This window comes from Dactylosporangium sp. CA-092794 (assembly GCF_050948465.1).
Lineage (GTDB): Bacteria > Actinomycetota > Actinomycetes > Mycobacteriales > Micromonosporaceae > Dactylosporangium.
The window spans coordinates 9,437,298-9,450,545 of the sequence record NZ_CP192044.1; the positions used below are offsets into that span (position 1 = coordinate 9,437,298).

Sequence of the window (13,248 nt, forward strand, 5' to 3'; positions counted from 1 at the left end):
TCAGGTGCCGGTGAGGTGCTCGGGGCGGACCGGGACCCGCCGCAGCGCCAGCCCGGTGGCGGCGCGGATCGCGGCGACGATGGCGGGCGTGGAGGAGATGGTCGGCGGCTCGCCGATGCCGCGCAGCCCGTAGGGCGCCTCGGGGTCACCCAGTTCGAGGACGTCGATCTTCATCGGGGGTACGTCGAGAATGGTGGGGATCAGGTAGTCGGTGAACGACGGGTTGCGGATCAGCCCGTCCACGACCTGGATCTCCTCCATGACGGCCAGGCCCAGGCCCTGTGCGGTGCCGCCGGCGATCTGGCCGCGCACCGACTGCGGGTGCAGGGCCTTGCCGACGTCCTGCGCGGTGGCGATCTCCACGACCCGGACCAGGCCGAGCTCCACGTCGACGTCGACGGTGGCCCGGTGGGCGGCGAACGCGTACTGCACGTGGGCCTCGCCCTGCCCGGTGCGCGGGTCGATCGGGAAGGTGGGCCGGTGCCGCCACTCGACGGTCCGCTCGACCGGCTCGTCGCCGAGCACGGTGACGAGGTCGGCGACCACGTCCCCGGCGACGGTGAGCAGCTTGCCGCCGGCGAGCCGGCCCTCGGCCAGCCCGGCCCGGCGCAGCACCTCGGCGCGCACCGCCTCGCAGGCCGCCTTGACCGCGCCGCCGGTGACGTAGGTCTGCCGGGACGCCGAGGAGGAGCCGGCGCTGCCGACCGAGGTGTCGGCGGTGGCCACGGTGACCTGGTCGACGCCGAGCTCGGTGCGGGCGATCTGCGCCTGCACGGTGACCAGGCCCTGGCCGACCTCGGCGGCGGCGGTGTGCACGACCGCGGCCGGCTCGCCGCCGACGACCTCCAGGCGCACCCGGGCGGTGGAGTAGTCGTCGAAGCCCTCGGAGAAGCCGACGTTCTTGATGCCGATGCCGTAGCCGACGCCCCGGCGCACGCCCTCGCCGCGGGTGGTGTTGGCCACGCCGCCGGGCAGCTGCCGCGGGTCCGCCTCGCCCGGCGCCGGCTCGGCCGGCAGCGGCCGGTCGCGGACCCGGCGCAGCAGGTCGGCGACCGGGGCCGGGGCGGGCACCACCTGGCCGGTCGGCATCGTATCGCCGGGCTCGAGGGCGTTGCGGACGCGCACCTCCACCGGGTCGAGGCCGAGCGCCTCGGCGAGCCGGTCCATCTGCGACTCGTAGGCGAAGCAGGCCTGCACGGCGCCGAAGCCGCGCATGGCGCCGCACGGCGGGTTGTTGGTGTAGACGGCGTACCCGTCCATGCTCACGCTCGGCACCCGGTACGGCCCGATGCCGAGCGTGGTGGCGTTGGCGACGACGGCCATCGAGGTGGAGGCGTAGGCGCCGCCGTCGAGCACGATCCGGGCCTTGACGTAGACGAGCCGGCCGTCGGCGTCGGCGCCGTGCTCGTAGCGCAGCTTCGCGGGGTGGCGGTGGACGTGGCCGAAGAACGACTCCTCGCGGGAGTAGACCATCTTCACCGGGCGGCCGGTGTGCAGGGCCAGCATGCAGGCGTGGACCTGCATCGACACGTCCTCGCGGCCGCCGAAGGCGCCACCGACGCCGGCCAGGCTGAGCCGGACCTTCTCCTTGGGCAGGCCGAGGCAGCCGGCGACCTGGCCGAGGTCGGCGTGCAGCCACTGGGTGGCGACGAACAGGTCCACGCCGCCGTCCTCGGCCGGGATGGCCAGGCCCGACTCCGGGCCCAGGAACGCCTGGTCCTGCATCCCCACCTCGTAGTCGCCGGTCACCACCACCGCGGCCGTCGCGTCCTGCGGGCCCTTGCGGATCGGCACGTGCCGCAGCAGGTTGCCGGCATCGTGGACCCGCTCGGCGGCCGGGTCCAGCGCCGCCTCGGCGTCCACGACCGGCGTGAGCACCTCGTAGGCCACGGCGATGCGGGCCGCGGCCCGGCGGGCGGTCTCCGGGTGGTCGGCGGCGACGATCGCCACCGGCTCGCCGGCGTAGCGGACCTGGCCCATGGCGAGCACCGGCTGGTCGCGGTGCTCGAGGCCGTAGTGCTTGACGCCGGGCACGTCCTCGGCGGTCAGCACGGCGTACACCCCCGGCATGGCGACCGCCTCGGTGAGGTCGATGCCGGTGATGCGGGCGCGCGGGTGGGGGCTGCGCAGCGTGGCGCCCCACAGCATCCGGTCGGCCCACAGGTCGGAGGAGAACGCGAACTCGCCGGTGACCTTGAGCGTGCCGTCGGGGCGGACCGGCGAGGTGCCGATCCCGTTGGCCGTGGTGGTCGCGACCGTGCTGGTCATCGCAGCTCCTTCGCGGCCCGGGCCAGCGCCGTCGCGAGGCCGGCCTCGTCCACGGTGGACAGCGCGCCGTCCTGCACGACGGCCCGGCCGCCGACGAGCAGCAGCCGCAGCGGCGCGGGCGGGCCGAGGACCAGCGCGGCGACCGGGTCGGCGATGCCGGCGTGGCCGAGGCCGGACAGGTCCCATAGCGCGATGTCGGCGAGCTTGCCGGGCTCGAGCGAGCCGAGCTCGTCGGCGCGGCCGAGGCAGCGGGCGCCGCCGATGGTGCCCAGGGCCAGGGACTCGCGGGCGGTGAGCGCGGCCGGGCCGCCGCGCAGCCGGGCCAGGTAGAGGGCCTGGCGCAGCTCGGCGCCGAGCTGCCCGGCCTCCTGCGAGGCGGCGCCGTCGACGCCGAGGCCGACCGGGGCGCCCGCGTCGAGCAGGTCGCGGACGGGGGCGATGCCGGCCCCGAGCCGCCCGTTGGAGCTGGGGCAGTGCGCGACGCCGGTGCCGGTGGCGCCGAGCCGGCCGATCGCCTCCGCGTCGAGGTGGACGGTGTGGGCGAGCCAGACGTCGTCGCCGAGCCAGCCGAGGCTCTCCGCGTACTGCACGGGGGTGCAGCCGTGGACCTCCCGGCAGTACCCCTCCTCCTCGACGGTCTCGGCCAGGTGGGTGTGCAGCCGCACGCCCTCGCCGCGGGCCAGGTCGGCGGCCTCCCGCATGAGCCGGGGCGTGACCGAGAACGGGCTGCACGGGGCGACCGCGATGCGCACCATGGCGCCCGGCGACGGGTCGTGGAAGCGGTCGATGGCGTCCTTCGTCGCGGCGAGCGCGGCGTCGGTGTCCTCGACGACGCTGTCCGGGGGCAGGCCGCCGTCCTTGACGGACAGGTCCATCGAGCCGCGGCAGGGGTGGAAGCGCAGCCCGACCGCGGTGGCCGCGTCGATCTCGGCGGCGAGCAGGTCGCCGCCGCCGCGCGGGAAGACGTAGTGGTGGTCGGTGCTCGTCGTGCAGCCGGTGAGGGCCAGCTGGGCGAGGCCGGCGGCCGCGGCGGCGTGGACGATGCCGGCGTCGAGGCGGGCCCAGACCGGGTACAGCTCGCGCAGCCAGCCGAAGAGGATCTCCTGCTGGGCGTAGCCGCGGGTGGCCCACTGGTAGAGGTGGTGGTGGGTGTTGACCAGGCCGGGGGTGGCCAGGCAGCCGCGGCCGTCGACCCGGGTGACGCTCGCGTCGCCGCGGTAGGGCCCGGCGCCGACGGCGGCGATCCGGTCGCCGGCCACGACGATGTGCCCCTCGGTGTGCTCGGTCCCGGCCGCGTCCACCGTCGCGATCGCGCAGCGCTCGATGACGATCATCGAGCGGCCGCCAGCTTGACCGCCGCGACGATGTGCTCGTAGCCGGTGCAGCGGCACAGGTTGCCGGCGAGGGCCTCGCGGATGTCCGGGTCGCTCGGGTCCGGGTTGCGCTCCAGCAGGTCGTGCACGGCGACGATGAGGCCGGGGGTGCAGAATCCACATTGGACGGCACCGGCCCGCAGGAACGCCTGCTGGATCGGGTGCAGCGCGTCGGGCGGGGCCAGGCCCTCCACGGTGCGCACCCCGCGGCCCTCCGCCTGGCCGGCCGCGACCAGGCAGGCGCAGACCGGGGTGTCGTCCAGGTAGACCGTGCACGAGCCGCACTCGCCCTGCTCGCAGGCGTTCTTGGCACCGGGCAGGCCGAGCCGCTCGCGCAGCACGTAGAGCAGGCTCTCGCCCTCCCACACGTCGTCGGCGGCCATCGGCTCGCCGTTGACGGTCAGGTTGACGCGCATCGGTACTCCTCCCAGGCCCACCGCAGCGTCCGCCCGCCGAGGACGCTCAGCGCGTGCCGGCGGTAGGCGGCGCTGCCCCGCACGTCGTCGATCGGCCGGGCCGCGGCCCCGACCAGCTCGCCGAAGCGGTGCACGGTCGCGTCCGGCAGCGGCTCGCGGCTCTCCCAGGGCAGCTCGGCCGCGAACGCCTCGGCCTCGGCGGCGCGCAGCGGGGTCGGCCCGGCCGAGCCGATGCCGGTGCCGGCGGTGCGCCGGGCCGGGTCGAGCGCCAGGGCGAACGAGCACACCGCGATGACCATGGCGTTGCGGGTGCCGACCTTGGCGAACTGCTGGGCGCCGGCGGCCGGCGGGAGGAGAAAGGCGGCGATGAGCTCGTCGGTTGCGAGCGCGCTGCGCTTGGGGCCGGTGAAGAACTCGGCGACCGGGATGCGCCGGGCGCCGCGCACGGAGGCGACCTCGACGCTGGCGCCGGCGGCGAGCAGCGGCGGGTGGGCGTCCCCGGCCGGGGAGGCGGAGCCGAGGTTGCCCCCGACGGTGCCGCGGTTGCGGATCTGCGGCGATCCCACGGTGCGGGCGGCCATCGCCAGGCCGGGCAGGCGCCCGCCGAGCTCGTCGATGATGCGGCGGTACGTCACGGCGGCGCCGATGCGCAGGTGCTCGCCGTCGCCACCCCACTCGGTCAGCGCCGCGACCCGGGTCAGGTCGAGCAGGGCGGCGGGGCGGCGCCGGTCGAAGTTGAGCTCGACCATCACGTCGGTGCCGCCGGCGATCGGCACCGCCTCGGGGTGCTCGGCCTTCGCGGCGAGCGCCTCCGGCCAGGTGGACGGCCTCAGAAAGTCCACCGGACCTCCTCGGGGATGTCCACCGAGCGGCGCACCGTGCCCTCGATGAGCCCGTAGGGACGGTCGGCGGCGTAGTAGACCTCGTTGGGGTTGTCCAGGCCGAACGGGGCCAGGTCGACGAGGAAGTGGTGCCGGTTGGGCAGCGAGAGCTTGACCTCGAGCACCTCGGGGCACTGCTCCAGCACGCGCGAGCCCATCTCGAACAGGGTCTGCTGCAGGGCGTAGCTGTAGGTGCCGGCGAACGCCTCGACCAGCGCGGCGCGGGCCTTGGCGGCGTCGGCGGGGGCGCCGGCCGTGCGCCAGGTGGCGTCGACCGAGGTGGCGAGGATGCGGTCGGTGGTCTCCGGCAGCGTGGTGTAGCGGTCCTTGACGAAGCCGTGGAACTCCGAGTCGGTGGTCTTGAGCAGCACCAGACCGGAGACCCCGGAGACGGTCTGGGTGCCGTGGGCGCCGTGGTGCACGACCGCGGTGCGCACCTCGCCGCCGTCGCGGCGGAACGTGTGCACGCCGTCGACGCTGTCCCACGGGTACTGCTCGATCGAGACCCGGGCCTCGTGGATCGTCGGCTGCGAGGCGACGAAGTGCTCCGCCAGCCGCGCCGCGAACGACTCGATGTCGTCGATGCCGTGCTCGCGGGCGAACGCGTAGACCGTGTTCTTCTGCGTGTCGGTGGGCAGCACGGCGCTGTTGTCGCCGGTGAGGTGGCTCGCGGCGAGGTCGCCGCGCAGCGAGACGCTCACGTTGAGGTCGGTGATCGCGTCGCCGCCGGCGCCGCCGCGCGCGACGCGCACGATGCGGGTCTCGGCCTTGCCGTACTGGTTCGGGCCTAGCTCGAAGGTCTTGGCTCCCGGTTGGAAAGTCGACACGGTTCAGCTCCCCCGGTAGGTCGAATAGCCGAACGGGCTGAGCAGCAGCGGCACGTGGTGGTGCCGCGCGTCGGCCACGGTGAACTGGATCGCCACCTCCGGGAAGAACGCGTCCTCGCCGAGGTAGGCGGCGGTGTCGATGACCAGCCGGTAGCGGCCGAGGCTCACGTCCTCGAACCGTAACCGCCCGTCGACGTCGGTGGTGCCCTCCCCGACCAGGAGCCGGTCGGCGGCGGTCTCCAGCCGGATGGGCACCCCGGTGGCGGGGATGCCGCGGGCGGTGTCGAGCACGTGCGTGGAGACGCTCATACCGTCGCCTCCACTCCGCTCCGAACGATCATGCAGCCGCCTCGGCGAGCCGCTCGAGGCGCAGCTCGACGATCTTGCGCAGCTCGCCGCGGACCACGGTGCGCTCGGTCTCGTCGTCGTTGCGCAGCCGGCCCCGGGCCGCCTCCAGGATCTCCTCCGCGGACCGGCCGCTGGCGAAGATCAGGAACAGGTGGCCGAAGCGGCGCTCGTAGGCCTCGTTGACCTCGGCGAGCTCCCGGGCGGAGCCCCGCACCCCGGCCTGCTCGCGGCGCGACCAGGCGGACTCGGTGCTCACCCCGGCCGGTTTCTGCCCGATCCGCGGGTGCGCGGCCAGGACCTGCTGCAGATCCGTCCAGCCCAGCTCGTCGAACGCGCACACCCCGGCCACCACCAGGTCGGCCGAGGTCGGATATGGTCGGGCGGCGGCCACCCGGGCCGCCCAGCCGGGCGACGCGCAGCAGGCGAGGAGGGCTTCCTCGGCGGCCTCGGGCGCGAGGCCGTTGAACCGGTCGAGCATCGGCACCCCTCTCGTATCCCGGCACAGTACTCCGGGGATGTTTCATGTCCAGCCCCCCGCGATCATGTCCAGTATCCGCCTTTTGTCCGGACCCGCGACTCGAACGGGGCCCGAGGTGTGGAAACGGAAGCGTCACGTACGCGAAACCACCGATGACGCCGGGGCGTCGAGATTGTTGGCGTGACCAACATCGCGCCGGACCGGGCACTCGCCCGGCAGGCCTGTCCGAAGCACATGACGCACGGCCCGTGCGCCGGTGTGACGGACGGCGGCGCGTGCGAGGTGCCGTCGGCGGGCATGTGCCCGTACCCCTTGGAATGGTCGTTCGACACGGCCATCGGTGAACGGCTGCGGCTGCCGAAGCCGTTCGTGCTGACCGACCTGCCCGCCGTGCCGCTGGACACCGCAGCGCTGCGCGCCTCCGCCCGGCTGCTGTCCGGCACCGCCGACGCGTTCCTGCTCGGCGACCACGGCGGCGAGCGGGTGCAGTTCCCGCCGTCCTACCGGGCCCGGGTCCTCGCCGACGAGGGGCTGGCCGCCTGGCCGGGCATCAACTGCCGGGACCGCAACCGGGTCGCGCTGGAGGGCGAGCTGGCCGCCTGCCGCGACGCCGGCGCGGCCGGGGTGCACTGCATCACCGGCGACCACCCGGCGCTGGGCCACCGGCCCGACGCCGCGGCCGTCTTCGACCTCGACTCGGTCGAGCTCACCGCCCTGGCCCGGCGGCTGGACCTGATCGTCTCCGTCGCGCACGCCCCGGCGGCGCCGCCGGCCGCGGTCCGGCTCCCCCGGGCGCTGACCAAGATCGCGGCCGGCGCCGACATCGTCGTCGTCGACCACTGCGGCGGCCCGGAGCGGGTGCACGCCGCCGCCGAGGAGCTGCGCGCGGCCGGCTTCACCGGCACCGTGCTGGCCTGCGTGCCGGTCGCCACCGACGCGTTCTCCGCCGCCGTGCTCGCCGGGTTCGCCGGCGGTCGGCTCCCGCCGGGCTACCTGGCCGGGATCTACGAGGCGCCCGACCCGCGGGTCGCCGGCATCGCCGCCGCGGTCGAGCTGGCCCGGGCGCTGCTTTCCCACCCGGGCATCGACGGGGTCAACCTCTCCGGCGGCACCCGGTCCGGGCAGGAGCTGGCCATCGCCCGCGACCTGGCGACCATCGGGCGGGAGCTGCGCCCGTGACGGTCCTGCGCAATGCCACCCTCGCCGACGGCCGGATCGCCGACGTGTCGATCGCCGGCGGGCGGATCGGTGCCGTCACCGACCCGGCCCCCGGGCCCGGCACCGACCTGACCGGCTACGTGCTGCTGCCCTCGTTCGTCGAGCCGCACGCCCACCTCGACAAGGCGCTCACCGCCTCGACGGTGGACAATCCGACCGGCGACCTGCTCGGCGCCATCCGGGCCATGCACGCCGCCGCCGACCGGTTCACCAAGGACGACATCCGCCGCCGCGCCGACCGGGCGGTGCGGGTCATGCTCGCGCACGGCACCACCGCGATCCGCACCCACGTCAACGTCGGCTCGACCATGGGCATGCGGGCCCTGGAGGCGCTGAGCGAGGTCCGCGCCGACTGGGCCGGCCTGGTCGACCTGCAGCTGGTCGCGCTCGTCGGCAACCCGCTGGGCGGCGAGGCCGGGGCCAACCTGCGCGACGCGCTGCGCAGTGGCGCCGACATCGCCGGCGGCTGCCCGCACCTCGACCCCGAGCCGGACAAGGCGGTCGCGATCTGCCTCGACGCGGCGGGCGAGGCCGGCACACCGATCGACCTGCACACCGACGAGACCCTCGACCCGGCCAAGCTGACCCTGGCCACGCTGGCCGACCTGGTGTCGCGGACCGGCTTCGAGCACGGGGCGACCGCGAGCCACTGCGTCAGCCTCGGCGTACAGCCGCCGGACGAGCAGCGCCGGGTGTCGGAGCTGGTCAGCGCGGCCGGCGTCGCCGTGGTGGCGCTGCCGCAGACCAACCTGTTCCTGCAGGGCCGCGACCATCCGGTCGGCACGCCGCGCGGGCTCACCGCCGTGCACGCGCTGCGCCGGGCCGGCGCCCTCGTCGCGGCCGGCGGGGACAACCTGCGCGACCCGTTCCACCCGGTCGGGCGCGGGGATCCCCTGGAGGTCGCCGCGCTGATGGTGATCGCCGGGCACCTCGGCGCCGCCGACGCCGTCGAGTCCGTCACCGCCGCACCCCGGGCCGCGCTCGGCCTGCCCGCCGTCGCGGTCGAGCCCGGCGCCCCGGCCGACCTGGTCGCCCTGCGCGGTGAGGACCTGATCGCCGCGCTCGGCGCCGCCGACCAGGACCGCCTGGTGTGGCGGGGCGGCCGGCTGGTCGCCACCACCACCGTCACCCGCACCCTCGCCGCCCCGCCCGCAAGGAGCCACCCATGACCGCCGCACTGCGGTTCCACGACGTCGGCAAGGCGTTCAAGGACGGCACGGTCGCGCTGACCGGCGCCGACTTCGCCGTCGCGCCCGGCGAGTTCACCTCGATCGTCGGGCCGTCCGGCTGCGGCAAGAGCACCCTGCTGCGCATCGCCAGCGGCCTCGACGACGCCACCGCCGGCGAGGTCACGGTCGGCGCGGACCGGCTCGGATACGTCTTCCAGGACGCCACCCTGCTGCCCTGGCGCTCGGTGCGGGCCAACGTCGAGCTGCTCGCCGAGCTGCACGGGCTGGACCGCTCGGAGCGGCGCAAGCGCGCCGCCGAGGCGATCGAGCTGGTCGGCCTCACCGGCTTCGAGAAGCACATGCCGCACGAGCTGTCCGGCGGCATGCGGATGCGGGCGTCGCTGGCCCGCTCGCTGACCCTGTCGCCGGACCTGTTCCTGTTCGACGAGCCGTTCGGCGCGCTCGACGAGATCACCCGGGAGCGGCTCAACGACGAGCTGCTCTCGCTGTTCCGGCTGCAGCGCTTCGCGGCGCTGTTCATCACGCACTCGGTCATGGAGGCGGTGTTCCTGTCCACCCGCGTGCTGGTCATGTCGGGCCGCCCGGGCCGGATCCTCGCCGACGTGCCGATCCCTTTCGAGTACCCCCGGGATCCCGCCCTGCGCTTCTCCCCCGACTTCGCGGCGCTGTGCGGCGAGATCTCCGGCCACCTCAGAGGAGCACACGCATGAGTGAGCGTAGCGAGCGAATCATGTTGCGGCGTGTGTCGTGCCTCATGGCGACGCCGAGCGCCAGCGAGGTGTCGGCATGAGCGTCATGCAGGCGGCTTCCGACGCGGTCGCCGCGCCCGCCACGACCGCGCCCGCGGGCCGCCGGCGCCGCCCCCGGCTGCTGTGGCGGGTCCTGCCCCCGGTCGGCGTCTTCGCCCTCATCATCGGCGCCTGGTACTACATCTCCTACGGCGTGCTCTCGCAGAGCCGCCGCTTCCTGCTCCCGCCGCCGGACCAGATCATCGAGGTCGGCTTCGGTGACCCGAAGAACTTCGACGCCCTCATGCGCGGCCTCGGCCTCACCACCGAGGTGGCCCTGCTGGGCCTGGCCATCGCCATCGTGGTCGGGGTCGGCGCGGCCGTGCTCATGAGCCAGGCGAAGTGGCTGGAACTCTCGCTGTATCCGTGGGCGGTGATCCTGCAGACGATCCCGATCCTCGCGCTGGTGCCGCTGATCGCGCTGTGGCTCGGCTTCGGCTTCGAGAGCCGGCTGCTCGTCTGCGTGCTCATCGCGCTGTTCCCGATCATCGCCAACACCCTGTTCGGCCTGCAGTCGGCCGACGCGGGCATGCGCGACCTGTTCCGGCTGCACGGCGCGGGCCGGGCCACGGTGCTGTTCAAGCTCATGTTCCCGGCCGGCCTGCCGGCCATGTTCGCCGGGTTCCGGATCTCGGCCGGCCTGTCGGTCATCGGTGCGCTCGTCGGCGACCTGTTCTTCAAGCAGGGCAAGCCGGGGCTCGGCATCCTCATCGACGTCTACCGCTCGCGGCTGCAGACCGAGCAGATGTACGCGGCGGTGATCCTCGCGAGCCTGCTCGGCATCGCGGTGTTCGTGTTCTTCGGCTGGCTGGGCCGGCAGGTCGTCGGCAAGTGGTACCAGGCCGGTCGCGGGTAAATCAATAAACGGGAGCGTGTCCATGAACCGTCCGAAATGGGCGGCGGCGCTGACCGCCGCCGTCTCCTTACTCGCCCTCGCCGCCTGCGCGTCCGAGGACGACACCAGCACGTCGGCCTCCGCCGGGCCGTCGGCCGCGGCCGGGTCGGCCTACGACCTGGCGGGCGTCTGCCCGTCGACCGTGGTCGTCCAGACCGACTGGAACCCGGAGAGCGAGCACGGCGGCACCTACCAGTTGCTCGGGCCCAACCCGAAGATCGACGCGGACAAGAAGCGGGTCACCGGCGCGCTGGTGGCCAAGGACGGCACCGACACCGGCGTGAAGCTGGAGATCCGGGCCGGCGGGCCGGCGATCGGCTTCCAGAACGTGGCCGCCCAGATGTACTCCGACACCTCCATCACGCTGGGCTACGGCGGCTCCGACGATGCCATCGCGTTCTCCAAGACCCAGCCGACCCTGGGCGTCTTCGCCGGGCTGGAGAAGAGCCCGCAGATCATCATGTGGTCGCCGGACGCCCACCCGGACTGGCAGACCATCGCCGACATCGGCAAGACCGACACGAAGGTGATGTACTTCCAGGGCGCGACCTACATGGAGTACTTCACCGGCAAGGGCATCCTGAAGAAGTCGCAGGTCGACGGCTCCTACGACGGCGCGCCCGCGAACTTCGTGGCCTCCGGCGGCAAGATCGCCCAGCAGGGCTTCGCCACCGCCGAGCCCTACATCTACGAGCACGAGATCAAGGCCTTCGGCAAGCCGATCAAGTTCCAGCTCATCGCCGACGCGGGCTTCGACTTCTACCAGCAGATGCTGGCCATCCGCGCGGGCGAGAAGGACAAGCTGGCGCCCTGCCTGAAGAAGCTCGTGCCGATCATGCAGCAGGCCCAGGTCGACTTCATGAACAACCCGGCCGCGACGAACAAGCTCATCCTGCAGCTGGTCGAGCAGTACAACAACGGCTGGACCTACAGCCAGGGCGTCGCCGACAACTGCGTCAAGCAGATGCGGGCGCTGGGCATCGTCGGCAACGGCAAGGACAGCACGCTGGGCAACTTCGAGGACGCCCGGCTGCAGGCGCTGATCGACATCGCCAAGCCCATCTTCACCGCGCAGAACAAGGAGATGAAGGCCGACATCAAGCCCGCGGACCTGGCCACCAACGAGTTCATCGACCCGTCGATCGGCCTGAAGTAGCCGGCAATGCGGTCACCGGTAACACTCCCCGGCGACGTGCCGGTGGTACCGCCGGCCACCCTGGACGCGCTCACCGACGATCTGGTGAGCGCGTTCGGGGCCCGGGCCGTGCGCCGCGACGACGCCGGGCGGCTCTCCGCGTCGACGGACTGGGCGCACATGAGCCCGGTCCTCGCCCCGATGCTGCCCGGCGGCGTCGCCGACGTCGTGGTGTTCCCGCCCGACGCCGACGGCATCGCGCTGGCCACCGCGCTCGCCCACCGGCACAAGGTGCCGCTGACCCCGCGCGGGCAGGGCACCGGCAACTACGGCCAGGGCATCCCGCTCTACGGCGGGCTGGTGCTGGACACCAGCCGGGCCACCACCATCCACGCCGTCACCGACGGCGCGATCAGCGCCGACGCCGGCGCCTCCTTCGTCGCGCTGGAGAAGGCGGCCCGCGCCCACGGCCAGGAGCTGGCCATCCTGCCCTCCACCGTGGGCAGCACCATCGGCGGGTTCATCGCCGGCGGCTCCGGCGGCACCGGGTCGCTGGCCAACGGCGCGATCTGGACCGGCTACCTGCACGAGCTGCGGGTGGCCGCGTGCACGTCGCGGGCGCGGCTGCACGCCGTACCGTATCCGGAGAACACGGCGATGGCGCACGCCTTCGGCGTCTCCGGGGTCATCGCCGGGGCCACCGTGGCGCTGCGCCCGGCGGTGCGGTGGACCGCGCTGTTCGCCGCTTTCGATGCCTTGGTACCCGCGGCAAGCGCCGGCGAGGCGCTGTTCGAGCTGCCCACCACGCCCCGGCTGGTGTCGCTGGACGAGGCCGGGATCGTGGCCACCTATCGCCCGGCGGACCCGGCCATGCCCCGGGACAAGGTGTCGCTGCGCGCCATCGTCGCCGTCGACGACGTGCCCGCCGCGACCGAGGCGGTCCGCGCCCACGGCGGCACCGTCACCGAGGTCCGCGCCAACGGCCCGGCGCTGCTCGCGTCGCTGTCCTACAACCACGTGACGCACCGGGTGCGCAAGCTGCGCCCGGAGCTGACCCACCTGCAGTGCATGGGCCGCGGCCTGATCCACCGCCGGCCCGAGGTCGCCGCCACCGTCCCCGACTCGCTGGTCCACCTGGAGGGCTTCCGGCTGGGCGAGCGGCCCGGCTGGGTCGGCATGCTGTTCACCCGGTTCGTGGACGTGCCGTCGCTCTACGCGGGCATGGACGCGCTGGAGGCGGCCGAGGTCGACGTCGACGACCCGCACACCTGGGTCCTGCACCACGACCGCCTGGAGCGGGTCCGCGCCGCGGCCAAGCGCTTCGACCCCGACGGCCTGCTCAATCCGGGGAAGCTGCCGCCGGCCTGAGCCGCCGCGGCCCTGGCCACCGCGGCCAGCGGCAGCGCCGCCGCGACCGTGGCAGACTCGAAC

The 13,248-nt window shown here is 74.1% G+C and carries 13 protein-coding genes; 6 read left to right on the top strand and 7 right to left on the bottom strand.

What is annotated here, in order from left to right; genetic code table 11:
• Genes pucD through uraD form a run of 7 tightly spaced genes read right to left on the bottom strand, consistent with a single transcriptional unit; the run spans position 1 to position 6,591 of the window.
• The gene (gene pucD, locus ACQPXD_RS40280; protein ID WP_432827620.1) at positions 1-2,268 is read right to left on the bottom strand and encodes a xanthine dehydrogenase subunit D; all 2,268 of its coding nucleotides are present in this window, start codon (positions 2,266-2,268) and stop codon (positions 1-3) included.
• A complete protein-coding gene (locus ACQPXD_RS40285) occupies positions 2,265-3,602 on the bottom strand; it encodes an 8-oxoguanine deaminase (RefSeq protein WP_432827622.1) in 1,338 nt (445 codons plus the stop codon). The genes pucD and ACQPXD_RS40285 overlap by 4 nt, the downstream gene beginning before the upstream one ends.
• The gene (locus tag ACQPXD_RS40290) at positions 3,599-4,057 is read right to left on the bottom strand and encodes a (2Fe-2S)-binding protein (protein ID WP_432827624.1); all 459 of its coding nucleotides are present in this window, start codon (positions 4,055-4,057) and stop codon (positions 3,599-3,601) included. Before ACQPXD_RS40290 ends, ACQPXD_RS40285 begins: the two co-directional genes overlap by 4 nt.
• The gene (locus ACQPXD_RS40295) at positions 4,042-4,899 is read right to left on the bottom strand and encodes an FAD binding domain-containing protein (RefSeq protein WP_432827626.1); all 858 of its coding nucleotides are present in this window, start codon (positions 4,897-4,899) and stop codon (positions 4,042-4,044) included. Before ACQPXD_RS40295 ends, ACQPXD_RS40290 begins: the two co-directional genes overlap by 16 nt.
• On the bottom strand, positions 4,887-5,765 hold the full coding sequence (gene pucL / locus ACQPXD_RS40300; protein WP_432827628.1) for a factor-independent urate hydroxylase: 879 nt from the start codon (positions 5,763-5,765) through the stop codon (positions 4,887-4,889). The genes ACQPXD_RS40295 and pucL overlap by 13 nt, the downstream gene beginning before the upstream one ends.
• 3 nt (positions 5,766-5,768) lie before the next feature.
• A complete protein-coding gene (uraH, locus tag ACQPXD_RS40305; RefSeq protein ID WP_432827630.1) occupies positions 5,769-6,074 on the bottom strand; it encodes a hydroxyisourate hydrolase in 306 nt (101 codons plus the stop codon).
• Positions 6,075-6,102: 28 nt separating this feature from the next.
• On the bottom strand, positions 6,103-6,591 hold the full coding sequence (gene uraD, locus ACQPXD_RS40310; protein WP_432827632.1) for a 2-oxo-4-hydroxy-4-carboxy-5-ureidoimidazoline decarboxylase: 489 nt from the start codon (positions 6,589-6,591) through the stop codon (positions 6,103-6,105).
• Positions 6,592-6,771: 180 nt separating this feature from the next.
• Between uraD and ACQPXD_RS40315 the strand changes: the two genes are divergently transcribed.
• From ACQPXD_RS40315 to ACQPXD_RS40340, 6 genes are all read left to right on the top strand, one after another.
• Positions 6,772-7,770: a methylenetetrahydrofolate reductase C-terminal domain-containing protein gene (locus ACQPXD_RS40315; RefSeq protein ID WP_432827634.1), complete on the top strand. Its 999-nt coding sequence runs from the start codon at positions 6,772-6,774 to the stop codon at positions 7,768-7,770.
• Positions 7,767-8,978, top strand: a complete 1,212-nt coding sequence (locus ACQPXD_RS40320; protein ID WP_432827636.1) for an amidohydrolase family protein — start codon at positions 7,767-7,769, stop codon at positions 8,976-8,978. Before ACQPXD_RS40315 ends, ACQPXD_RS40320 begins: the two co-directional genes overlap by 4 nt.
• Positions 8,975-9,709 (top strand): ABC transporter ATP-binding protein, encoded by a 735-nt coding sequence (locus tag ACQPXD_RS40325; protein WP_432827638.1) that lies wholly within the window; start codon positions 8,975-8,977, stop codon positions 9,707-9,709. Before ACQPXD_RS40320 ends, ACQPXD_RS40325 begins: the two co-directional genes overlap by 4 nt.
• 76 nt (positions 9,710-9,785) lie before the next feature.
• Positions 9,786-10,643, top strand: coding sequence for an ABC transporter permease (locus tag ACQPXD_RS40330; RefSeq protein ID WP_432827640.1), 858 nt, complete (start codon positions 9,786-9,788; stop codon positions 10,641-10,643).
• Positions 10,644-10,665: 22 nt separating this feature from the next.
• The gene (locus ACQPXD_RS40335; RefSeq protein WP_432827642.1) at positions 10,666-11,838 is read left to right on the top strand and encodes a hypothetical protein; all 1,173 of its coding nucleotides are present in this window, start codon (positions 10,666-10,668) and stop codon (positions 11,836-11,838) included.
• A gap of 6 nt (positions 11,839-11,844) precedes the next feature.
• Positions 11,845-13,185: an FAD-binding oxidoreductase gene (locus tag ACQPXD_RS40340; RefSeq protein WP_432827644.1), complete on the top strand. Its 1,341-nt coding sequence runs from the start codon at positions 11,845-11,847 to the stop codon at positions 13,183-13,185.
• The last annotated feature ends 63 nt before the right edge of the window (positions 13,186-13,248 follow it).

Coding starts and splice junctions, on each gene's coding strand:
- ACQPXD_RS40335 (WP_432827642.1), top strand. CDS start 10,666: ATGAACCGTCCGAAATGGGCGGCGGCGCTGACCGCCGCCGTCTCCTTA.
- ACQPXD_RS40325 (WP_432827638.1), top strand. CDS start 8,975: ATGACCGCCGCACTGCGGTTCCACGACGTCGGCAAGGCGTTCAAGGAC.
- uraH (WP_432827630.1), bottom strand. CDS start 6,074: ATGAGCGTCTCCACGCACGTGCTCGACACCGCCCGCGGCATCCCCGCC.
- ACQPXD_RS40330 (WP_432827640.1), top strand. CDS start 9,786: ATGAGCGTCATGCAGGCGGCTTCCGACGCGGTCGCCGCGCCCGCCACG.
- ACQPXD_RS40340 (WP_432827644.1), top strand. CDS start 11,845: ATGCGGTCACCGGTAACACTCCCCGGCGACGTGCCGGTGGTACCGCCG.
- uraD (WP_432827632.1), bottom strand. CDS start 6,591: ATGCTCGACCGGTTCAACGGCCTCGCGCCCGAGGCCGCCGAGGAAGCC.
- pucD (WP_432827620.1), bottom strand. CDS start 2,268: ATGACCAGCACGGTCGCGACCACCACGGCCAACGGGATCGGCACCTCG.
- ACQPXD_RS40285 (WP_432827622.1), bottom strand. CDS start 3,602: ATGATCGTCATCGAGCGCTGCGCGATCGCGACGGTGGACGCGGCCGGG.
- ACQPXD_RS40290 (WP_432827624.1), bottom strand. CDS start 4,057: ATGCGCGTCAACCTGACCGTCAACGGCGAGCCGATGGCCGCCGACGAC.